Below are 20,853 nucleotides of genomic sequence, written 5' to 3' on the forward strand. Positions count from 1 at the left end.
TCGCCCGGGATTTCCATTGAATCGCCCGAATTATCCCCAGGTCAGCGACAAGCGTGGGCGTCGAGGACGTAGGCGACGGCCGAGGTGACCTTGGCGGCGAACGCGAGGTGCAGCGACTCGTCCGGCACGTGTGCGTTGCTGTCCGGTCCCAGCGCCCCGGTGACCACGAACTGCGCGTCCGGGTAGGCGTCGTGCAGCAGGCCCATGAACGGAATCGAGCCGCCGAGCCCCATCGTCCGCCAACCCGCCCCGAACACCTCGTGGCTGGCCTGGTCCAACGCCGTCGAGAGCCAAGCCGCGGGGTCCGGCGCGTGCCAACCCAGCCCGGTCTCGGTGTGCCCGAAGGTCACCTTCGCGCCGTACGGCACGTCGGTGGTCAGCCGCTCCTGGATCGCGCGCATCGCCGCCTCGGGGTCAGCCGTCGGCGGCAGCCGGAAGCTCAGCATCACCGTCGTGTAAGGCCGCAGCACGTTGCCCGCATCCGCGGGCAGCGGCAGCCCATCGGCGCCGATCACCGACAGCGTCGGCCGCCAGGTGCTGTTCAGGGCGAGCTCGACCTCGTCCTCGTCGACCGGCCGCAGCCCATCCGGCCACGGCACCACGTTGCGCACCAGCCCGGGCGCGGCCTCGATCGCCGAACGCGCCTCGGCGATCCGGTTCTCCGGGATCGGCACGTTCAGCTCGGACACCAGGATCTCGCCGGTGGCGGAGTCCTCCAGCCGGTCCAGCAACTGCCGCAGCACCCGGAACGAGCTGGGCGCGATGCCGCTGGCGATACCCGAGTGCAGGCCGTTGTCGAGCACCTGCACCTTGACTTCAAGCTGCGCCATGCCGCGCAGCGAGTTCGTCAGCCACAGCCGGTCGTAGTCGCCGGCCCCGGAGTCCAGGCACACCACCAGCGAGACGTCGCCGAGCCGCTCGGACAGGTGCTCCAGGTAGGCGGGCAGGTCGGGGCTGCCGGACTCCTCGCCGGTCTCCAGCAGCACCACGCAGCGTGCATGCGCGCCGCCGTGCGCGCGGACCGACTCGATCGCCGTGATCGCCGCATACCCGGCGTAGCCGTCGTCGGCGGCGCCGCGCCCATACAGCCGTCCGTCGCGGACCACCGGCGTCCACGGCTCGAGTCCCTCGGACCAGCCGCCCACCGGCGGCTGCTTGTCGAGGTGCCCATACAGCAGCGTCGTCTCGTCGGGTGCACCTTCGCTCGCCGGGATGTCCACCAACAGCAGCGGGGTGCGTTCGGGCAGCCGCAGGACCTCGATGTTCGCGCCTGGGATGTCCCGCGCCGAGATCCACGCCCGCAGGTGTTCGATGGCGGCGTCGAGGTGCCCGGCGGCGGCCCATCCGGTGTCGAAGGCGGGCGAGATCGCCGGGATCTTCACCAACTCCGACAGACTGGGCAGGACCGATTCGTCCCATGCCTGGTCAACGGCTTTCGCTACGGCTGCACGATCCACGCCGCGATCCTATGCCCGCCTTCGCCCAGTTGGAGGCGATCGCCGGAGCTGTTCTCCGTAACGACCGTGAGTCCTTCGGGAACCTAGACCGCCCGTGCCAAGACGCCCGGGCGACTCACGGCCACGGGTTCGGCTTCAGCTGCTCGTACTCATGGTCGCTGCCACGGCGCCACCGGCGGAAATGGCCGCGGTGGCAGCGGCGACAACGGCCTCCACCGTCTTGCCCAGCTGCTCGCCCTTGCTGATCTCCTTCAAGCGCTTGCGCTCGGCCCGCTCCAGGCCGAGCACCCGAACCAGCCCGGTCGCGTGCACCAAGGCGGCGAGCAGCGCCGTCCGGTTGTCGAGCTCGCGCTCCTCGCGGGCGACCGCCCGGATTTCCGCGATCAACGCCTGCCGCGCCGCCGGGTCCGGGAAGTACTTGTCGTACGTGAACAACAGCGCCGACTTGCGCTCGCACCGCATCAAGCCCCGCTCCGCCAGCGCGGCGCAATGCACCTTGCGCACGCCCCGCCGGTACTGGACGAATCGCGGTGCGGCAACCGGCTTGTTCGCCGCGCCCGCCTTCTTGACCAGGTAGGCCATGCACTCGTCGAGCCAGCCGATGCCGCTCGGTGCGGCGTCGCGAACCTGGACCCTCTTGCCGACGAACTCGATCCGATGCCGCAGCACCAGCTCACCTAGTTCCGCCGCGCCGGTGTATTCGGACGTCGAGTAGTACGAGCCGTTGTCCTTGTGGAGCAGCAACACGAACTCTTCGGGCAGGGGCAAAGCCGTCATGCAGGCAGTGTCGCAGCGGTCCTCGGGCGTCGTGGCCGGTTTCGGCAGGAAGGATGCATCTTTGCAGGTCAACCGCCTGTTGACACGATGATCGCCGGAACCGTCGTGATCGCCACCAGCATCGCCGCGACCGCGGCACCGACCGTGTTGCTCAGGTCTTCGGTCTCGGCGATCGACTTCAACCGGGTCCGCTGCGCGCGGTCGAAGCCGAGCACGTAGATGAGCCCGCTGCGGTAGACCAGCGCGCTCAGCAGCGCAAGCCGCCCGTCGATCGGCCGCTCGTTCGAAGCGACCTGGTGCAGCTCGGTCAGCAAAGCCTCGCGGACCGTGCGATCCGGGTAGTAGCGGTCGTCCGGCAGCACACCCAGGAACTTCCGGCGCTCCCGGCGCAGCAACCCGTGCTCGACCAACACCGTCCGGTGCGTCACGAAGGCGTTGGTGTGGGTCGGCAACCACCAGCTCAGCTCGACCGGGTGGTTCTCCCGCCCGGACATCGCCTGGAAATCGGCCAGCAACCGGTCCATCCACGGCAGCCCGCTCGAACCGTCGTCGACCAGGCGAACCGCCGTGCCCACCAGCTCGACGCGGTCCCGCAGGGCCAATTCGCCGACCTCGGCCGCGGCGGTCGCCGTGTTCGGGTTCGTGCTGACGTAGTACGAGCCGTTGTCCTTGTGCAGCAGGAGGGTGAGCTCGTCGGGCAGCGCGAGTGGGTTCGAGAACTCGGCCACCTGCCCAGTGTGTCGCATTTCCCGGGTCGGCGAGAGACATCAGGCTCCCAATATCGGTAACGCGATGGTCCACAAAGCGTTAGTCGGACCTCCATTAATTCGATGACCTGCGGTTTTCTTTCGATCGGCGGCGAACTACGGTGATCTCGCGGGAGGACGCCGACCGGGCCACGGCCGAGCCGACTCCCTGTGGCAGGGCTCACGAAAGCGACCGGTTTCGTGCCAGGATGACGGGGAGCGATCTAATCGCTCCGGTCGAATCGACCGAGTGAATCACCAGGTCACCGGCCTACAGGCGGAGTGGCCCGGCGCGCGACAGAGGAGATCACACATGTCCCCTGAGCAATGGACGCGACCCGAGAACGAAGGCACCACCGGGCCCCCTGCCGCTACCGCAGCAAAACCCACACGGGAGCAGGTGATCGCCGGTTTGCGTGCGACGAGCGAGGGTGGGGCTGACCTGGTTCAGCTACTCACGCCAGAAGGTCAGCGGGTCGAGCACCCGGACTTCGACATCGACATCCCCGACGCGGAGTTGCGCGACCTGTACCGGGACATGGTATTGGTCCGTCGCGCCGACCGAGAAGGCAACGCACTGCAACGGCAGGGCCAGCTGGGCATCTGGGTTCCGCTGCTCGGTCAGGAAGCCGCCCAGATCGGCGCGGGCCGGGCGGTCCGGCCGCAGGACATGATCTTCCCAAGCTACCGGGAGCACGGCGTCGCCTGGTGCCGCGGTATCGACCCGACGGAGCTGCTGGGTGTCTTCCGCGGCACCGACCACGGCAGCTGGGACCCGAACAGCACCCGCTTCCACCTGTACACGATCGTCATCGGCAACCAGTGCCTGAACGCCACTGGTTACGCGATGGGCCAGCGCTTCGAGGGCAAGGTCGGCGACCCGGACGGCGAGGCCACCATGGTCTTCTTCGGCGACGGCGCCACCAGCCAGGGCGACGTGCACGAGGCGATGGTGTGGTCCGCCGTCTACGACGCCCCGCTGGTGTTCTTCTGCCAGAACAACCAGTGGGCGATCTCCGAACCGGTGGAACGCCAGTCCCGGGTGCCGCTTTACCGGCGCGCCAGCGGTTACGGCTTCCCGGGCATCCGGGTGGACGGAAATGACGTGCTGGCCAGCCTCGCGGTCGCCAAGTGGGCACTGGACGAGTGCCGCCAGGGCAACGGCCCGGTGCTGATCGAGGCGTTCACCTACCGGATGGACGCGCACACCACCTCCGACGACCCGACCCGCTACCGGCTGGCCGACGAGCAGGAGGCGTGGAAGCTCAAGGATCCGATCGAACGGCTGCGGGTGCATCTGGTCCGCGAGCAGATCGCCGACCAAGGCTTCTTCGACGGGATCGACGCCGAGGCCGACGAACTCGCCGTCCGGCTGCGCAACTTCTGCTTCAACATGCCCGAACCGCCCCCGACCCGGATCTTCTCCGAGGTTTACGCCGAGGAAACCCCGCAGCTGGTCGCCCAGCGCGAGGATTACCTGCAGTACCTGGCCGGCTTCGCCGACGAGGCGATCGCAGGAGGTGTGCGCTGATGGTCGCGCCAGCATTGAAAAGCCCGGTCGCCCCGGTAGGTACCCAGACGGTCACGATCGCCAAGGCGCTGAACATGGGCCTGCGCGCGTCGCTGGAGCGCGACCCGAAGGTCCTGGTGATGGGCGAGGACGTCGGCAAGCTCGGCGGCGTCTTCCGGATCACCGACGGCCTGCAGAAGGACTTCGGCGAGCACCGCGTGCTGGACACGCCACTGGCCGAGTCCGGGATCATCGGCACCGCCATCGGGCTGGCGATCCGCGGCTTCCGGCCGGTCTGCGAGATCCAGTTCGACGGGTTCATCTTCCCCGGTTTCGACCAGCTCGTGTCCCAGCTGGCCAAGCTGCACTTCCGCAGCCAGGGCAAGCTGAAGATGCCGGTCGTGGTGCGGGTGCCCTTCGGCGGCGGGATCGGTGCCGTCGAGCACCACTCCGAGTCGCCGGAATCGTTGTTCGCGCACGTCGGCGGCCTGAAGGTGGTGTCCTGCTCGAATCCGGTGGACGCCTACTGGATGTTGCAACAGGCCATCGAGTGCGACGATCCGGTGCTGTTCTTCGAGCCGAAGCGCCGCTACTACGAGAAGTCCGAGCTCGACCCGACCGCGCCGCCGATCCCGCTGTTCAGCTCGCGGGTGGTGCGCGTGGGCTCGGCGGTGACCGTGGCGGCGTACGGCCCGATGGTGCGCACCTGCCTCGACGCGGCGACCGCCGCCGCCGAAGACGGCCAGGAACTCGAGGTCATCGACCTGCGCACGCTGTCCCCGCTGGACCTGGACCCGGTGTTCGACTCGGTGCGCCGCACCGGTCGGTTGGTGCTGGTCAGCGAGGCGCCTGCGGAGGCATCCATCACCTCGGAAATCGCCAGCCGGGTGCAGCAGGAGTGCTTCTACTCGCTGGAGGCACCGGTGCTGCGCGTGACCGGCTTCGACACGCCCTATCCGCCGAGCAAGCTGGAGGACAGCTACCTGCCCGACCTCGACCGGGTGCTGGACGTAGTCGACCGTTCGTTGGCGTACTGAGGGAGTCATTCGATGGCACTCAAGCACTTCCCGCTGCCCGACGTCGGCGAGGGGCTGAGAGAAGCGGAAATCCTCGGCTGGCGCGTCCAGCCCGGTGACACGGTCACCGTCAACCAGGTGATCGTCGAAATCGAAACGGCCAAGGCCTCCGTCGAGCTGCCCTGCCCGTGGGCCGGCACGGTGCGCGAGCTGCTCGTCGAGCCGGGGCAGACCATCGAGGTCGGATCGCCGATCGTGACGATCGACCTGGCGGGCACGGCCGAGGACGCGGCTCCGGAGGCCGCCGAGGCAGGGCCCGGCAAGATCGGCGAAGAGTCCAATGGCCGCGTCGCCACGCTGGTCGGCTACGGCCCGCGCACGGCGAGCGCGAAACGCCGCCCGCGCAAGGGCCGGGCCGGTGCGGAGCCCGCGGCCGTGCAGGTCCCGCAGGCCCGGGTGCCGGCCGTGGAGGTTGCGCCCGAGCGGGCCGTCCCTGCACCCGAGCCGGTTGTTGCAGTGCAGCAGGGCGGTTACGTGCCGCTGGCGAAGCCGCCGGTGCGGAAGCTGGCCAAAGATCTCGGGGTGGACCTGCACGCGCTGATCGGTTCCGGATCCGGGGGCGTGATCACCCGCGAGGACGTGCAGTCTGCCGCCGGTGGTGCGGCCACCGGCCTGACTAGGGGCGTCGCCGAAGCACCGGCCGGACGGGAGCGGCGGGTGCCGGTCAAGGGCGTCCGCAAGGCGACCGCGCAGGCGATGTTGGAAAGTGCGTTCACCGCCCCGCATGTCACCGAGTTCCTCACTGTCGACGTCACGCCGATGATGGAGCTGCGGGAGCACCTGAAGTCGCAGCCGGAGTTCCACGGCGTCAAGATCACGCCGCTGGCGTTCGCGGCGAAGGCCGTGTGCCTCGCCGTCCGCCGGACCCCGGATGTGAACGCGACCTGGGACGAGCCGGCCGGCGAGATCGTCTACAAGGACTACGTGCACCTGGGCATCGCGGCGGCCACGCCGCGCGGCTTGGTGGTGCCTAAGGTCCGCGACGCCGACCGGATGTCCCTGAAGGAGCTGGCAGAGTCGCTGGAGCAACTCGCCATCACAGCGCGCGACGGCAAGACGACCCCGGCGGAGATGGTGGGCGGCACCATCACGATCAGCAACGTGGGCGTGTTCGGCGTCGACACCGGGACTCCGATCCTCAACCCCGGCGAGTCGGCGATCCTCGCGCTCGGCGCGATCCGCGACATGCCGTGGGTGGTGGACGGCCAGGTGGTGCCCCGCAAGGTCTGCCAGCTGGCGCTGAGCTTCGACCATCGGGTGGTCGACGGCCAGCAGGGCTCCCAGTTCCTGGCCGACGTCGGCAGCCTCCTGGCCAACCCCAGCATGGCCATCACTTACTGATCGAGCTGCGGGGCACCCGCAACCAAGCAGTGACCGGTGCTCCGCCTACTCGGGCTCTATTTGCGAGTGAAAACGCGGGTGCCCTCGGTCGGGGTCCAGTGCTGGATGATCAGATGGGTCTGGTCCGCCGAGACGCCCGTGGTCGTCACCTCGGTGAGCTCTAGGCGGAAGAGGTGTGAGTCCTCGCTCGGCGGCTTGACCTCGGCGACCCAGGCCCGTTGTTCGTCGCCGGTGACCTCGACCGCCCGGCCCGCGAGCTTGACGTCCGGGGCCATCATCGAGCCGTCGCCGGGATTACCGTGCAGCGCGAACCGGGGATCTCGACGCAGGTCCAGCGCCTTCCTGGCACCCGGCATCGAGCCCAGGGTCAAGTCCGGGCCGCGCCAGGCGACCTCGGTGCCGCTGACCCGCGGCGAACCGTCCAGGCGCAGGGTCGCCAGCACGTGGTGCTTGGCGGCCTTCAGCCGCACCCGGACGGTTTTCGCTAGTTCAGGGGCTTCTGCGGCGAATTCCTGCCACGTCGTCATGCGCGTCATAGTGGCATGCGTCACCGACAGCGCCAGGTTGATCAGTCCCCCTTGCGGCGCCGACCCCCGCGCCTGGAGCTGCCCGTCGATGCCGCGACCGGCTTGGCCTTCTCGGTGGCCGCCGTCGTTGCGGTTGCGGCGGACTCGTCCGCCGTGGACCTCTGCTCGTCGTACTCGCGGAGGAAGTCGAACGCGTGCTTGTCGAAGTCGTGAATGTCGATCTCGGGCAGCTCGCCGAGCTCTTTGTTCAGTTCCCGGAAGATCGGTGTCTCCAGGTCAGGGGTGGTCTTCTTCACCGCTTCGCCCTCCCGTTCACTCTCGAAGCTGTGGCCGGGCCGCCGCGGGCAACGCCGTCGCCCACCGCATCCCGTTCCGAGCCCTCCCCGCAGAGCTCGCTCAGCGCGGCACAGGCGCCACACTTGCCTGTCCCGCGTCGATGTGACGCGCGCCGGGTTGGATGCTGATCCGCCGACGCTGACGTTCATCCGTTCGGACGAGCGTTAATGGTGCCCCTGCGCAGGCCGGGCTATGCAAGGGCCTTCGGAATCGTGCCCCTTCAGCCTTCAACCCGTGAGCGCTTTGTGCAATTCCGCACCGTGGCGATCGCCACTGTGCAAATCCGGGCAAACCATCGTCAACCGCGTCATTCGGACACCCCGGTGAAGGTGAATCCCCGGCCCCGACCAGTGGCCGACGGGCCTGCACAGCCCGCCGAGATCGGGGCCCGCGCCGATGGCCCGCACCCCCTTCCGGTTACTGCGAACCGACCGATCGGGTCACGTTCCAGGTTTCATCGATCACGCCCCGCCACGGCTTTCTTTCTGACGTTAAGTCGCCTGATCGACGTATCCGGGCGGCGTTGGTCATGCGGCGGCATTGACCATCGAGGCGCGGCCGGGGCACGACGTGGCGCGTCGTCGCGGGTCGGGTTCGAAAGCTTCGCCTGTTCCGGCGGCACCCTCGACGGCGCATTCGTAACTCGGTCGCAGTGAGCCCCGGTGTCGCGGGTCGGAACTCCTCCCACGACCCGCGACACCCGCATGATCGCGGGAACCGGGCTACCCGACGGCGCTGTCGCTGGGCGCGTAGTTCGTCGGTGATGGCGACCCGCCTGAATCCGCGGATGCCAGTGGGTTCTCTACTCTCCGCGGTTGTTTCTGGGCATAAGCTGCCTGGCGGTAACGAATCTAGCGCGGCTGCCTGACACTTCGGTCGCGATACGCGAAGGCGCCCCTTCGGCGGGTAACCGAAGGAGCGCCTTCACGCTGCGCGTGGTCTAGGGCGTCAGAACGGCAGTCGGTTCGCCGACACCACCGAGCACGTCACGTTGCCGGACTGCTTGTCGTTGAGCATGATCACGGTTTCTTGAGTGGTTTTCTGGCCGGGCTGGAGCTTCGACGAGAACACCGGGCCTTCACCGAGTCGGGAGCCGTCGGCGGCGTCCGCGGCGACGGTGGCGGTGTAGGAAGCCAGGTCCTTGCTGCTGTTGACGATCTCCACCTGCGCCTTGACGCTCGGGAAGTACCGGTTGGAGTCGACCTTGCACGAAGTGACCTTGACGTCGGCGAGGGCGTTTCCATCGGCCACGCCAGGAATGCCTGCTGGTGCGGACTCTCCTGCCGGAGCTGCGGGCGGCTTAGGGAGTTCCGACACCGACGACGCGAGCGAGCCGAGCCATGCGACGCAGATGATCAGGGCGACTGTGCTGGTGGCGATACCGGTGATCGCCATGCCCTTGTGGGCGCGCAGCCCGATGATCCCGAAGATCAGGCCGAGCGGGGCGAGTACCCACGCGATGACGCCGATAAGGGGAATCAGGCTGAACAACAGGGCACATAGGCCGAGCACGAGCCCAGTGATGGCCAGCCCTGCGCCGCGTTTGGGCGGGGATGCTGGCTGGTAGATGGGCTGCTGCGTTGTCATGGCTACTCCGTTTTTCGGTTGTGGCTTGGTCGGACCAGCGATCCATGTATCGCCGGATGGGCTGGTTTGGTTGCCCCCCCATCCGAGTGAACTAGGGCACGGCATTCCAGACGAATGGGCGAGCCTCAACGCGGTCAGCAGTAGTGACGGGTTGGGGGCTTGTCTAGCTCGCGGACGCTGGCGTGCACACCGGCCGAATCCGTGCCGTTGCGTCTTGGCGCCGATCTTGGGGCGTGCCTTCTTGACGACGTTTTCGGTGAATCCGCCATCACCTACTCACGAGTAAATCTACTTTTGAGTAGGTTTGAAGCCAAGCAGGCAGAACCGCCGGGATCTGATCTAGCCTGACCCGAAAAGACCAGCGTAAGAGGTGAAATGGTCGATCCTCAGGACAACGGCCGCCCCCGGTCGCGGCGCCTGCCAAGGGCGGTTCGCGAGCGGCAGATCCTGGACGCTGCGGTCGAGGTGTTCGGCACCCGGGGTTTCCACACCGCATCGATGGACGAGATCTCGGAGGTCGCGGGCATCTCAAAGCCGATGCTCTACGCCTACCTGGGTGCTAAGGATGAACTGTTCGTGGCCTGCATCCGGCGGGAGGCCACCCGCTTGATCGAAGCGATCAGCGTCGCGGTGGAAACCGGGCTGAGCCCGGCCGAGCAGTTGTGGCGCGGCCTGCGGGTGTTCTTCGAGTACGTGCAGCGCAATCAGGCAGGCTGGGCAGTATTGCACCGGCAGGCCAACGTGCAGGGCGAGCCGTTCGTCACGGAGCTGGCGGAATCGCAAGAGCGGGCGACGGCCGTGATCGCCGTACTGCTGGCGCAGGCGACCGAGGGTTCGGCACAGCCCATGCAGCCAGAGCAGACCGAGCCGTTCGCGGCGGCGCTGGTCGGGGCCGGTGAGGCGCTGGTGGAGTGGTGGTTCCACCACCCCGCGCACACCGCCGACGGGATGGCGATGCGCCTGATGAACATGGTCTGGATGGGCTTCGGCGACCTCGTCGAAGGCCGCTCCTGGACCCCCGGCTCGTGAGTGGGCGATTTCCACGGAAACCGGCACGTTGATTTCCAAATTGAAATCGCTGAGTCACCAGCGCACGGAGCCCAGCAGGTGGGGTTTGCCGCAGCGGGCGCGCAGGGCGAAGACCCGGCCGGTGTCCCACGGGCGCGTCGCGAAGTCGACAGTGGACGGCAGCAGCAGCGGCTTCCGGAACGCGACGTCCACCGCGTACGCCTCCGGCAGCCGCTCCGCGAACGCCGCCAGGCAGCGGGCCTTCGACCACATGCCGTGCGCGATCGCCCGCGAGAACCCGAACGCCTTGGCCGCCAAGGGGTGCAGGTGGATCGGGTTGCGATCCCCGGACACCGCCGCGTACCGCCGCCCGGTGTCCCCAGGTACCCGCCACGTCGCCGTCGGCTCCCCGGCGGCATCGGCCCGCCGCTCCGCCTTCCCGGACGCCCCGCCGCGTCGCAGATAGGTGCTGACCTCCCGCCACACCACCTCGTCGCCCACGCTGGTCTCGGTGATGACGTCGAATTGCCGCCCCTTCGGGTGCGGGCGCAGGTTGGCCATCCGAACCCGCTGCGTCAGCGTGTCGGTCACCAGCAGCGGGCGCTCCTGACGAATCGTGTTGACCACGTGCACCAGGCCGACCAGCGGGAACGGGAAACCCGGGTCGGTCATCAGCCGCATCGAGAGGCCGAAGGCCAGCACGTGCGGGTAGGTGATCGGCAACTCGTCGCGTAATCCGAAACCGCACACCCGGTTGTACTCCGCGAGTTGGTCGTGGTCGATTTCGATGTCGCGCCGCAGGTACTCGGTGTCCGGCAACCGGTCGCCGCGTCGGCTCGGCCCGGTTGCGACCGCCTTGAGGTACAGCGCGGAGAGCTTCGGCGCGGTGGTCACTTCCGGCATCGCAAGTTCCGTTCCGTCGGGGAGGTGTGAGTGCACACGACCGGTCAGGCGCCGAGCATGCTCTGTCCGCAGACCCGCACCACGTTGCCGTTCACCCCGGCCGATGCCGGGTTGGCGTACCAGGCGACGGTCTCCGCGACGTCCACCGGCAGGCCGCCTTGGGACATGCTGTTCATCCGCCGCCCCGCTTCGCGTACGAACAGCGGAACGGCCGCGGTCATCTTCGTTTCGATGAAGCCCGGCGCGACCGCGTTGATCGTGGCGCCGCATGTCGCCGCGATTCCGGCGACCGACTGCACGTGCCCGATCACCCCGGCCTTGGACGTCGCGTAGTTGGCCTGCCCGACGTTGCCGGCTATGCCGCTGATCGAGGCGACACCGATGATCCGCCCACCTGGCCGCAGCGGGGAGCCGGACTTGAGTAGGAGTTCGTCGATCCGTTCCTGCGCCGTCAGGTTCACCGCGAGCACCGCGTCCCACTGCTGCGAGGTCATCCGGCCGATCGTCTTGTCGCGGGTGATGCCCGCGTTGTGCACCACGATGTCGAGGCCGTCGTGGCGTTGCGCGAAGTGCTCGGCGATGCGCTCAGCAGCGTTTTCGGCGGTGATGTCCAGCTGCAATGTCGAGCCGCCGATGCGGTTGGCGACCTTGGCCAGATCGCCGCCCTGCGCGGGAACGTCCAGGCACACCACGTGCGCGCCGTCACGCGCGAGGGTCTCCGCGATCGCCTCGCCGATGCCTCGCGCCGCGCCGGTCACCAGGGCGATCTTGTCGCGCAGCGGGCGTTTCCAGTCGACGGCTGCGATTCCGCCGGATGCCTCGGCCGGGCTGATCCGGATCACCTGCCCGGAGACATACGCGGACTTGGCCGAGAGCAGGAACCGCAGCGTCGAGTCGAGCGCGTTCTCGGCACCTTCGGCAACGTAGACCAGCTGCGCGGTCGCGCCGCGCTTGAGCTCCTTGCCCGCAGTGCGGACGAATCCTTCGAGCGCGCGTTGCGCGGTGCGCGCGTGCGGATCGTGATGCGTTTCGGGCGGGGTGCCGAGCACGATCACCCGGCCGCAGCGGTCGGTCTGCCGGATCGCCGGGCCGAAGAACTCATAAAGTTCGCGCAGTTGTGAGCTGCTGGCGATGCCGGTCGCGTCGAAGATCAGCGCCGAGTAGCGCTCGCCTTCGACGGGTGCGCGGTGGACCTGGGCCCGGACGTTCTGGAGGAGGGCCGCGATCGCGTCGCCGAGCTGGGCGCCGGCGGCGGTGCCGACCAGTAGCGGGCCGCTGACCAGGGGATCGCCGGGTCGGTAGCGGCGCAGCGGGGTCGGCGCGGGCAGGCCGAGCCGCTTGACGACTTGCCGCCCGATCGGGGACAGGGTGAACTGCTGGTACCGGTCGGCCATTGGACACTCCCGCGAGACTGGACGCGAAGTTCGACTGTCGCTCGACGCCCAACCTACCGGCGGGTAGGTTGGGTTGCCAGAGGGAGGGAGTCAGGCAATGGGCACCGTTCGCCGAGTAGCGATCATCGGCGGCAACCGGATTCCGTTCGCCCGGTCCGGTGGCCCCTACGCCCGCGCTTCCAATCGGGACATGCTCACCGCGGCCCTGGACGGGCTGATCGCGCGGTTCGGGCTACAGGGCGAGCTGCTCGGCGAGTTCGTCGCCGGGGCGGTGCTGAAGCACAGCCGCGATTTCAACCTTGCCCGCGAGACGGTGCTGGGCTCCCGGCTCGACCCCCGCACCCCCGCTCACGACGTGCAGATGGCCTGCGCGACCGGGTTGGAGAGCGTCGTGTCGGTGGCGAACAAGATCGCCCTCGGCCAGCTCGACGCCGGCATCGCCGGCGGGGTGGACTCGGCCAGCGACGCGCCGATCGCCCTCAACGACGACCTGCGCCGCGTCCTGCTGCGGGCAAACCACGCCAAGTCCGCGGCCGGGCGGTTGAAGGCGCTGACCGGTATCCGGCCGCAGCACCTCGTGCCGGAGATCCCGCGCAACGCCGAACCGCGCACCGGGCTGTCGATGGGCGAGCACGCGGCGAAGACCGCGCTGGCCTGGGAGATCAGCCGCGAGGCGCAGGACGAGCTGGCCGCGCGCAGCCACCAGCGGCTCGCCGCCGCTTACGACCGGGGCTTCTTCGACGACCTGATGACGTCGTTCCTCGGCCAGGCCCGGGACCAGAACCTGCGGGCGGACAGCTCGGCGGACAAACTCGCCAAGCTCAAGCCGGTGTTCGGCCGCGGCGAGGGCGCCACCATGACGGCGGGCAACTCGACGCCGCTGACCGACGGTGCATCGACCGTGCTGCTGGCCAGCGAGGAGTGGGCCGAGCAGCGTCGGCTCCCGGTGCTGGCCTATCTCGGTGACGTGGTGTCCGGCGCGGTCGACTACGTCAGCGGCGAAGACGGCCTGCTGATGGCTCCGGCCTATGCGGTGCCGAAGCTGCTCGACCGGGCAGGCTTGGAACTGGGCGACTTCCACTTCTACGAGGTGCACGAGGCGTTCGCCTCGCAGGTGCTGGCGACCCTGAAGGCCTGGCAGGACCCGGAGTTCTGCAAGGACCGCCTCGGCCGGGACCAACCGCTGGGCGAGATCGACCCGGCGAAGCTCAACGTCAACGGTTCGTCCCTGGCCGCCGGGCACCCCTTCGCGGCGACGGGCGGCCGCATCGTGGCGACCCTGGCGAAACTGCTCGCGGAGAAGGGCTCCGGCCGGGGCCTGATCTCCATCTGTGCGGCGGGCGGCCAAGGCATCACGGCCATCCTCGAACGCTGACGCCAAGAAAGATCCCAACTTCAAGCGAATTCGGGGTCTGACTCGCCCTCCGCCGCAGCCCGTCGAGCACCGCCGCCGCGCAGAGGTAAACGCGTCTCGGCATCGACCGGTTCGAACGTCGCCGCATCCGAAAGAATCGCCCTGTATAGCAATTTCGCTAGATGGGTGAATAAGCACGAATGCCGTTAGTCGTGGACATGCGTGCCGTCCGACGGGATTCGGGCAGCGCTGACCGGTGCCCGGCCACACCGCCGACTTCGGTGCCGGGACGGGAACACGCCCATCGCGGTTTCTCGCGGAATATCGAATCAGCGCTAGACGACTGGATACAGTCCGAGGAATGGACCCGGTCCGCAATCCCTTCGCCCCCGGTGCCGGACAGCGGCCGCCCGAACTGGCCGGCCGGGATCGCGAGGTAGACGCCTTCGAAGTCGTGCTGGAACGAGTCGCTCGCGGCCGCCCGGAACGCAGCCTGGTGCTCGCCGGACTGCGCGGCGTCGGCAAGACGGTGCTGCTCGCCGAGCTGCGGTCAATGGCGGTCCGGCGCGGCTGGGGCGCGGGCAAGGTGGAGGCCCGCCCGGAGGCCGGATTGCGCCGTCCGCTGTCCGCGGCGCTGCACCGCGCGATCCGCGACCTCGCCGTCCGGCACCGCGCGCCGGACCGTGTCGAGGAAGTCCTCGCCGTTTTGAAGGCGTTCGCGCTGAAGGCCAATCCGGACGGTGCGAAGCTGCGGGACCGCTGGCAACCGGGCATCGACGTGCCTGCCGCCCAGGGCCGGGCCGACTCCGGAGACATCGAGATCGACCTGGTGGAGCTGTTCACCGAGGTCGCCGAGCTCGCCGCGGACGTCGGCACCGGCATCGCGCTGCTGATCGACGAGATGCAGGACGTCCAGCCCGCAGACGTTTCGGCGTTGTGCGCGGCCTGCCACGAGCTGTCCCAATCCGGCGCGCCGCTGGTGGTCGTCGGAGCCGGGCTGCCGCACCTGCCCGCGCTGCTTTCGGCGAGCAAGTCCTATTCCGAGCGGCTGTTCCGCTACGTGCGGATAGACCGCCTGGACCGCTCGGACGCCGACCGTGCCGTCGTCGCCCCCATCGAGCGCGAGGACGCCGCGATCACCTCGGACGCCCTGGACGCGCTGTTCACGATCTCCGGCGGCTACCCGTATTTCGTGCAGGCGTACGGCAAGGCGACCTGGGATGCGGCGGTGCGCGCGGAGATCAGCGACGAAGACGTGCGGCTGGCCGCCCCGGAGGCGGAGAGTGAACTCGCTGTCGGCTTCTTCGGGTCTCGCTACGAACGGGCCACGCCCGCCGAGCGTGAGTACTTGCGAGCAATGGCGGAACTCGTTGAAGGCCGCGACGAGCCCGCGCCGACGGCATCCATCGCGGAGTACCTGGAGCGACGCCCCTCCTCGCTGTCTCCGGCGCGGGACAGCCTGATCAAGAAGGGCCTGGTGTACTCGGGCGAGCGTGGCCTGATCGCGTTCACCGTGCCGCATTTCGGGCGCTATCTGCTCACGCAGGAATAAGCCAGGGGGAGGCGGTTGGCGGAGCCGGGGGACATTGACGGCGAGCAAGACGAAGTGACCGTCCGTGCAGCGGTCTGCGGCAGCGGCCTAGATGGTGCTTGGCGGACGTGGAGCGGCATTACGACGGCACCGACAGCCGTCCGCAAGATCGAGTTGCGCACGGCTGCGGGTTCGAGCACCGGCAACCCTTCAAAGAGGTCGTCGCTTGGCGTGTGTTCCGGCGATCGCAGCAGCTCATCGGGCATTTGCCCGGCTACCTTCCCGAGCTGTCGAGGCCTTTGCTACTTGCTTCTAGCGGCGTCTAGCTCAATTGCTAGGTATCCGTATAGATACCGATGCGCCCAAACCGTCGCTGATTCCGGTCGGATCCAAGGTGACCTAAGACACATGTCGATGGGCGTGTAACGAGAAGCCGTTGGCCGTCGATATGCAGGATGACCCCGCGGTGCTGTCGGACCCCCGACCTGGCAGCATCGCGGGGCTTTCCAATTCCGGCGCGTCTGCCGGTTTTGGGCATATCGCCCACGCAAAGCTCACAACCCGTCGCTCCCGGGTTTATTCCCGGATGCGGCGGCGACCCGTCGTTGCCCGAAGCGGAGTCGCAGATGCAAGCCATCATCGTCATCATCGGAACCCTCGTCCCCACCCTGGCGGCCACCACCTACTACGTCATGGACCGCAACCGTCACTGATTAGCGGTGCTCGGCGCACGGCCCGGCGAAGACACGCCCGCATCACCGGAGCTCAGGCCGCCTCGGCGCGGACGAAGACCTTCACCCGCGCCCGGTAGTGCTCACTCCAGAAAATGCGGTTCCAGCCCCGACCGAATTCGAAACGCTTTCACCGCATGGGTCGCGGCAGGCCACGCCGAAACGCCGCGTCACCGGCGGGTTTCGCGCTAATTCCTGTGAGCGCGGCGGGGTGCTATCGCGAGCCGCAGTGGTCACGGGCGCCTGAGCAGCGGTTACGTCCTCGCGAGGGAGCCGTGCAGGCGGATTCGCGGTGGCCTGGCGGGAAAGTCGCGCAACAACACATGCCCTGGGCGGTTGGTCGCCCGGTGGCGGCAAGTAAACTTTTCGGGTGACCGATGCCAAGCTCGAAATCCAGATGCTGCACGACCGGGTCATGGTGCGCATCTCTCCGGAGTCCGGAGAACGCCGCAGCAGCGGCGGCATCGTGATTCCGGCGACCGCCCAGGTGGCCAAGCGGCTGCTGTGGGGCGAGGTCTTCGGCGTGGGCAGTCACGTGCGTACGGTGAAGGTCGGCGACCAGGTGCTGTTCAACCCCGACGAGCAGTTCGAGGTCGAGGTCCAGGGCCAGGCCTACCTGGTGATGCGGGAGCGGGACCTGCACGCCGTGGCCAGCGAGCGCACCGAGCAGGGCACTGGGCTGTACCTGTAGCCGGTAAACCCCCAGTCGGGCAGCGGACCCGGCCAGTCGGTCGGTCCGCCGAGCGTGCGAGGGTGTTCGTCGTCGTGCAGCGGCCGTGCCTCGCCGGCCTGATATCTTCACGCGCCCCACCGCAGGACCGACATGAGAAGGGGAAGCGGTGCCGGAAAACCACGATCATCGAAGCGGTGCGGAGCCGTCGACCGAGCGGTTCCGCACCGATCGGGAGCGTCCTGCCGACGGTGTCCAGCCGGAGAGCAGCGTCGAGCGGACCACCCAGATCCCACCGGTGAATGCCGACTTCGAGGAGCGCACGAGGCCGAACCTGTCGGTCTCCCTTAGGTCGTCCGAGCCGCCGCAGTCCGAGCCGGAGTCCGATGCCGAGCGCACCGCGCAGATCTCCGCCGTCGCCTCGGACTTCTCCGACTTCTCCATCGGCGAGACCCAGGCTATCCCGCGGGTCACCGACGAACCGACGAGCTGGTCCGGGGTCATCCCGCCGCAGTCCGCGGCCGACAAGAAGCAGCGTGGCCTGATCCGGGCCGGTGTAGTGGCCGGTGCCGCAGCCGGCCTGCTGGCGCTGCTCTACGTCGGCGACCTGATCTTCACCAGCGGCCAGGTGCCGCGCGGCACGGTGGTGGCCGGCGTCGACATCGGGGGCCTCGACACGGCCGCCGCCGAAGGGCTGCTGCGGGACAAGCTCGAACCCGGCCTGAACGAGCCCGTCGAACTGCGGGTCGATGATCGCACCGCCACGATCAACCCGGCGCAGGTCGGTTTGCAGATGGACTGGACGGCGACCGTGGAGCAGGCGGGCAGTCAGCCGCTGAATCCGTTCACCAGAATCGCTTCGCTGTTCGGGACGCACGAGGTCGCCCCGGTCAGCCACGGCGACCGGGAGCAGCTGGTGCAGGCGTTGGAGCAGCTCCGGCCGCAGCTGGACCGGGCCCCGGCCGAGGGCACCATCCGCTTCGAAGGCGCGACACCGGTCGCGGTCGACCCGCTGACCGGCCAGACCATCGACGTGCAGCGGACCGCCGACGAGGTGCTCACCCACTGGGCCGACGACGTCGCCATCCAGGTTCCCCATGCCGAGCAGCCGGTCAGCACGACCCGCGAAGGCGTGCAGCAGGCGCTGCGCGAGGTCGCGCAGCCCGCGGTGTCCGCGCCGGTGACGGTGCTCGGCGCGGGCAAGAACGCGACCTTCGCGCCGGAGGCGATCGCGGCGTCGCTGCGGTTCGAGCCCGACGGTGCCGGTGGGTTGAAGGCCGGTCTGGACCTGCCGACCGCGATCCGCAGCGTCGAACCGCAATTGGGCGACACGATCAAGATCGGCAAGGACGCCGAGATCGTGCTGGAGGGTGCGGCCCCGGTGGTCCGGCCGTCGACCGATGGCATCGGCGTCGACTGGAACAAGAGCTTCGAGCGGATCATGGAGGTGTTCCGCAAGCCGCAGGACCGCACCGTGCAGGCGATCTACGTGCATCAGCCGGCCCGGTTCTCCACCGAGCAGGCCAACCAACTGGGCATCCGCGAGGTGGTCGGCGAGTTCACCACCAGCGGATTCGAGCCCGCATCCGGGGTGAACATCCGGCGGACCGCCGAGCAGGTCAACGGCGCGATCATCAAGCCGGGCGAGACTTTCAGCCTCAACGGCCACACCGGGCCCCGCGGCACCGCGCAGGGCTACGTCGAATCGGGGATCATCGAGGACGGTCGACCGGCGCGCGCCGTCGGCGGCGGCATCTCGCAGTTCGCCACGACGCTGTACAACGCCTCGTACTTCGCGGGCATGCAGAACGTCGAGCACAAGGCGCACAGCTACTACATCAGCCGTTACCCGGCAGGCCGCGAGGCAACGGTGTTCCAGAGCCCGAGCGGCGCCAGCGTCATCGATGTCAAGTTCAAGAATGTCGCCAAGAGCGGCATCATGATCACCACGCGCTGGACGCCGTCGTCGATCACGGTGACGTTCTGGGGCACCAAGCAGTTCGACGTGACCTCGCAGACCGGTGAGCGGCTTAACCCGACGCCGCCGCACGAGACGGTGGTGCCGCCGGGCGGACCGTGCAGCCCGAGCAAGGGCGCGCCGGGCTTCACGGTCACCGACACCCGGACCATCCGGGACCTGTCCAGCGGCCGGGTGAAGACCGAGAACCAGCGGACGGTGTACGACCCGCAGCCGATCATCCACTGCGGCGCGCCACCTCCGCCTCCACCGCCACCTGCCCCGGCGCCCGGCTGACGACGAAACAGGGCCTCTTCCCGAAGCACCGGGAGGGGCCCTGTTTCGCCGGCCTTCGCCGACATCGCGCCGCTACCCGAGCCCCAGCCCGCCAGCCGCGATGCCGGTGGCGACACTGCCGTCGGTTCCAAGGTCGGCAGCACGAATTCGGGAGGCGCCGCCGAGGCCCCGAGTGGTTCGGGTTCGGCCAGCGGCGCGGACGGAACCTCGACCGACCCCGGTACTCCGGATATCGAGAAGCCAGGAAAAGCCAGAGAAGCCGGAAAGCGAGAGAAGCCGGAAAGCCAGAGAAGCTTTGGACTCCGCGCACTGATTACCGCGACTCTCGGTAGGGACCGCCGAATGGCAGTGCGCGAAGCCGCCGTTGCAGAGGTTGGGATAGAGCCATCGAAGGACTCGCTCAACCGCCGGATGGGCTAGTGGCGATTTCTCGACAAAGTGACCCACCCCCGGCCGGTTCCGTGTACCAGCGGTGATCGTCCGAAGAAGGCGCGAAACCGCGCTTCGGCGCGCACCGGAGGCTCCCTGTTGACCAGTGGCACATACCACCTGAGACTGAGGCCATCCGGCAACCGCGGGCAACAACCCGCACGAACAGGGGAGGTTCGGCGCAATTCCTTTCGTGGTCCAGGTGTTGCCCTGCCAGGTTTCCGATTACCGTCCGGTCTGCGTCCGGGCCCGACCAGAAAACTTGATGGATTCGCAATATTCGGCATTGGGATAACACCTGAACGAGTGACACTATTCGAGCACGCACGTTCTTGCCTACTAGGAGTGACATCGTGGCGCGTCGCAGAACACTACGAGCGAAGGCTCTGCTGCCCGCTCTCGCCTTGGCCACCGCTGCGGCGGCGGGTTGCGCCGAGTCCACCACCGGCGGCGGTGGCACGGCGAATGGCGGTGCCCCGGTGATCGAGGCCGGACACCTCACCACCTGCACGCACATGGACTACAAGCCCTTCGAGTTCCACGACCAGGGCAACGTCGTCGGTTTCGACGTCGATCTGATCGACTCGATCGCCAAGGACATGGGCCTGCAGCGGAAGATCGTGGACACCCCGTTCGAGGGCATTCAGTCCGGTGAGGACCTCAACACCCGGCGCTGCGACGTGGCCGCCGCCGCCATGAGCATCACGCCCACCCGGGCGGAGAACTTCGACTTCTCCGACCCGTACTTCGAGGCCACCCAGGCGCTGTTGGCCAAGAAAGAGTCGAACATCCGGGGCCTGGCGGACCTGCACGGCAAGACGCTCGGCGTGCAGCTGTCGACCACCGGTGAGCAGTACGCGAACGACAACAAGGCGGCCAACGGCTACGAGGTCGTGCAGTTCGAGGACCTGCCGCTGTCGGTGACCGCGGTGCAGACCGGCCAGGTCGCCGCGGCGATCAACGACAACAGCGTGCTAGCCGACTACGTCAAGAACAACCCCGAGGTGGCGATCACCGCGGAATTCACCACCGGTGACCATTACGGCATCGGCGTGGCGAAGGGCAACACGGCGCTGAAGGACCAGGTCAACGCCTCGCTGAAGAAGATCAAAGAGAACGGCGAGTACGGCAAGATCTACGAGAAGTGGTTCGGCAAGAAGCCGCAGTGACGCCCTGCGGGGCTTAGCGCTCCAGTTGCCAACAACGGGGCCGGCGGGTGCTC

At 68.3% G+C, this 20,853-nt stretch carries 17 protein-coding genes; 9 read left to right on the forward strand and 8 right to left on the reverse strand.

Annotated features, from left to right (window positions below):
* Positions 1–41 precede the first annotated feature (41 nt).
* The 3 genes from BJ970_RS09335 to BJ970_RS09345 all read right to left on the reverse strand — a co-directional run bounded on the left by BJ970_RS09335 (position 42) and on the right by BJ970_RS09345 (position 2,962).
* Complete coding sequence (locus BJ970_RS09335; protein WP_184725902.1) at positions 42–1,457, reverse strand: M20/M25/M40 family metallo-hydrolase; 1,416 nt, start codon at positions 1,455–1,457, stop codon at positions 42–44.
* A 135-nt stretch (positions 1,458–1,592) separates the two neighbouring features.
* On the reverse strand, positions 1,593–2,234 hold the full coding sequence (locus BJ970_RS09340) for a GOLPH3/VPS74 family protein (RefSeq protein WP_184725903.1): 642 nt from the start codon (positions 2,232–2,234) through the stop codon (positions 1,593–1,595).
* Between the two features lie 68 nt (positions 2,235–2,302).
* Positions 2,303–2,962 carry a GOLPH3/VPS74 family protein gene (locus BJ970_RS09345; RefSeq protein ID WP_184725904.1) on the reverse strand — a complete coding sequence of 220 codons (660 nt, stop codon included), beginning with the start codon at positions 2,960–2,962 and terminating at the stop codon, positions 2,303–2,305.
* A 331-nt stretch (positions 2,963–3,293) separates the two neighbouring features.
* On the opposite strand from BJ970_RS09345, the gene pdhA reads away from it, so the two are divergent.
* Genes pdhA through BJ970_RS09360 form a run of 3 tightly spaced genes read left to right on the forward strand, consistent with a single transcriptional unit; the run spans position 3,294 to position 6,907 of the window.
* On the forward strand, positions 3,294–4,511 hold the full coding sequence (gene pdhA / locus BJ970_RS09350; RefSeq protein ID WP_184725905.1) for a pyruvate dehydrogenase (acetyl-transferring) E1 component subunit alpha: 1,218 nt from the start codon (positions 3,294–3,296) through the stop codon (positions 4,509–4,511).
* The gene (locus BJ970_RS09355; RefSeq protein WP_184725906.1) at positions 4,511–5,527 is read left to right on the forward strand and encodes an alpha-ketoacid dehydrogenase subunit beta; all 1,017 of its coding nucleotides are present in this window, start codon (positions 4,511–4,513) and stop codon (positions 5,525–5,527) included. The genes pdhA and BJ970_RS09355 overlap by 1 nt, the downstream gene beginning before the upstream one ends.
* 12 nt (positions 5,528–5,539) lie before the next feature.
* On the forward strand, positions 5,540–6,907 hold the full coding sequence (locus BJ970_RS09360) for a dihydrolipoamide acetyltransferase family protein (protein ID WP_184725907.1): 1,368 nt from the start codon (positions 5,540–5,542) through the stop codon (positions 6,905–6,907).
* 56 nt (positions 6,908–6,963) lie between these two features.
* On the opposite strand, the gene BJ970_RS09365 is transcribed toward BJ970_RS09360, so the two are convergent.
* The 3 genes from BJ970_RS09365 to BJ970_RS09375 all read right to left on the reverse strand — a co-directional run bounded on the left by BJ970_RS09365 (position 6,964) and on the right by BJ970_RS09375 (position 9,357).
* Entirely contained in the window at positions 6,964–7,434 is a 471-nt protein-coding gene (locus BJ970_RS09365) for a pyridoxamine 5'-phosphate oxidase family protein (RefSeq protein ID WP_184725908.1), read from the reverse strand.
* A 41-nt stretch (positions 7,435–7,475) separates the two neighbouring features.
* Positions 7,476–7,730: a hypothetical protein gene (locus BJ970_RS09370; protein ID WP_184725909.1), complete on the reverse strand. Its 255-nt coding sequence runs from the start codon at positions 7,728–7,730 to the stop codon at positions 7,476–7,478.
* Between the two features lie 988 nt (positions 7,731–8,718).
* Positions 8,719–9,357, reverse strand: coding sequence for a DUF4190 domain-containing protein (locus BJ970_RS09375; protein WP_184725910.1), 639 nt, complete (start codon positions 9,355–9,357; stop codon positions 8,719–8,721).
* Between the two features lie 375 nt (positions 9,358–9,732).
* Between BJ970_RS09375 and BJ970_RS09380 the strand changes: the two genes are divergently transcribed.
* Positions 9,733–10,386, forward strand: a complete 654-nt coding sequence (locus BJ970_RS09380) for a TetR/AcrR family transcriptional regulator (RefSeq protein ID WP_184725911.1) — start codon at positions 9,733–9,735, stop codon at positions 10,384–10,386.
* Positions 10,387–10,440: 54 nt separating this feature from the next.
* On the opposite strand, the gene BJ970_RS09385 is transcribed toward BJ970_RS09380, so the two are convergent.
* Both BJ970_RS09385 and BJ970_RS09390 read right to left on the reverse strand, forming a co-directional pair.
* Complete coding sequence (locus BJ970_RS09385) at positions 10,441–11,268, reverse strand: MaoC family dehydratase (RefSeq protein WP_184725912.1); 828 nt, start codon at positions 11,266–11,268, stop codon at positions 10,441–10,443.
* A gap of 44 nt (positions 11,269–11,312) precedes the next feature.
* Entirely contained in the window at positions 11,313–12,662 is a 1,350-nt protein-coding gene (locus BJ970_RS09390; protein WP_184725913.1) for a 3-oxoacyl-ACP reductase, read from the reverse strand.
* Between the two features lie 97 nt (positions 12,663–12,759).
* Here BJ970_RS09390 and BJ970_RS09395 point away from each other — a divergent pair, with 97 nt between their 5' ends.
* The 5 genes from BJ970_RS09395 (at position 12,760) to BJ970_RS09415 (ending at position 20,800) form a co-directional block, all read left to right on the forward strand.
* Complete coding sequence (locus BJ970_RS09395) at positions 12,760–14,037, forward strand: acetyl-CoA C-acetyltransferase (RefSeq protein ID WP_184725914.1); 1,278 nt, start codon at positions 12,760–12,762, stop codon at positions 14,035–14,037.
* A gap of 340 nt (positions 14,038–14,377) precedes the next feature.
* Entirely contained in the window at positions 14,378–15,568 is a 1,191-nt protein-coding gene (locus tag BJ970_RS09400) for an ATP-binding protein (RefSeq protein WP_184725915.1), read from the forward strand.
* A 1,080-nt stretch (positions 15,569–16,648) separates the two neighbouring features.
* Entirely contained in the window at positions 16,649–16,969 is a 321-nt protein-coding gene (locus BJ970_RS09405) for a GroES family chaperonin (protein WP_093260968.1), read from the forward strand.
* 148 nt (positions 16,970–17,117) lie between these two features.
* A complete protein-coding gene (locus BJ970_RS09410) occupies positions 17,118–19,202 on the forward strand; it encodes a VanW family protein (RefSeq protein WP_184725916.1) in 2,085 nt (694 codons plus the stop codon).
* A 782-nt stretch (positions 19,203–19,984) separates the two neighbouring features.
* Entirely contained in the window at positions 19,985–20,800 is an 816-nt protein-coding gene (locus BJ970_RS09415; protein ID WP_312864174.1) for a basic amino acid ABC transporter substrate-binding protein, read from the forward strand.
* The last annotated feature ends 53 nt before the right edge of the window (positions 20,801–20,853 follow it).

The sequence above is a fragment of the Saccharopolyspora phatthalungensis genome (genome assembly GCF_014203395.1).
Lineage (GTDB): Bacteria > Actinomycetota > Actinomycetes > Mycobacteriales > Pseudonocardiaceae > Saccharopolyspora > Saccharopolyspora phatthalungensis.

Coding starts and splice junctions, on each gene's coding strand:
- BJ970_RS09380 (WP_184725911.1), top strand. CDS start 9,733: ATGGTCGATCCTCAGGACAACGGCCGCCCCCGGTCGCGGCGCCTGCCA.
- BJ970_RS09375 (WP_184725910.1), bottom strand. CDS start 9,357: ATGACAACGCAGCAGCCCATCTACCAGCCAGCATCCCCGCCCAAACGC.
- pdhA (WP_184725905.1), top strand. CDS start 3,294: ATGTCCCCTGAGCAATGGACGCGACCCGAGAACGAAGGCACCACCGGG.
- BJ970_RS09395 (WP_184725914.1), top strand. CDS start 12,760: ATGGGCACCGTTCGCCGAGTAGCGATCATCGGCGGCAACCGGATTCCG.
- BJ970_RS09355 (WP_184725906.1), top strand. CDS start 4,511: ATGGTCGCGCCAGCATTGAAAAGCCCGGTCGCCCCGGTAGGTACCCAG.
- BJ970_RS09340 (WP_184725903.1), bottom strand. CDS start 2,234: ATGACGGCTTTGCCCCTGCCCGAAGAGTTCGTGTTGCTGCTCCACAAG.
- BJ970_RS09400 (WP_184725915.1), top strand. CDS start 14,378: ATGGACCCGGTCCGCAATCCCTTCGCCCCCGGTGCCGGACAGCGGCCG.
- BJ970_RS09360 (WP_184725907.1), top strand. CDS start 5,540: ATGGCACTCAAGCACTTCCCGCTGCCCGACGTCGGCGAGGGGCTGAGA.
- BJ970_RS09385 (WP_184725912.1), bottom strand. CDS start 11,268: ATGCCGGAAGTGACCACCGCGCCGAAGCTCTCCGCGCTGTACCTCAAG.
- BJ970_RS09390 (WP_184725913.1), bottom strand. CDS start 12,662: ATGGCCGACCGGTACCAGCAGTTCACCCTGTCCCCGATCGGGCGGCAA.
- BJ970_RS09365 (WP_184725908.1), bottom strand. CDS start 7,434: ATGACGACGTGGCAGGAATTCGCCGCAGAAGCCCCTGAACTAGCGAAA.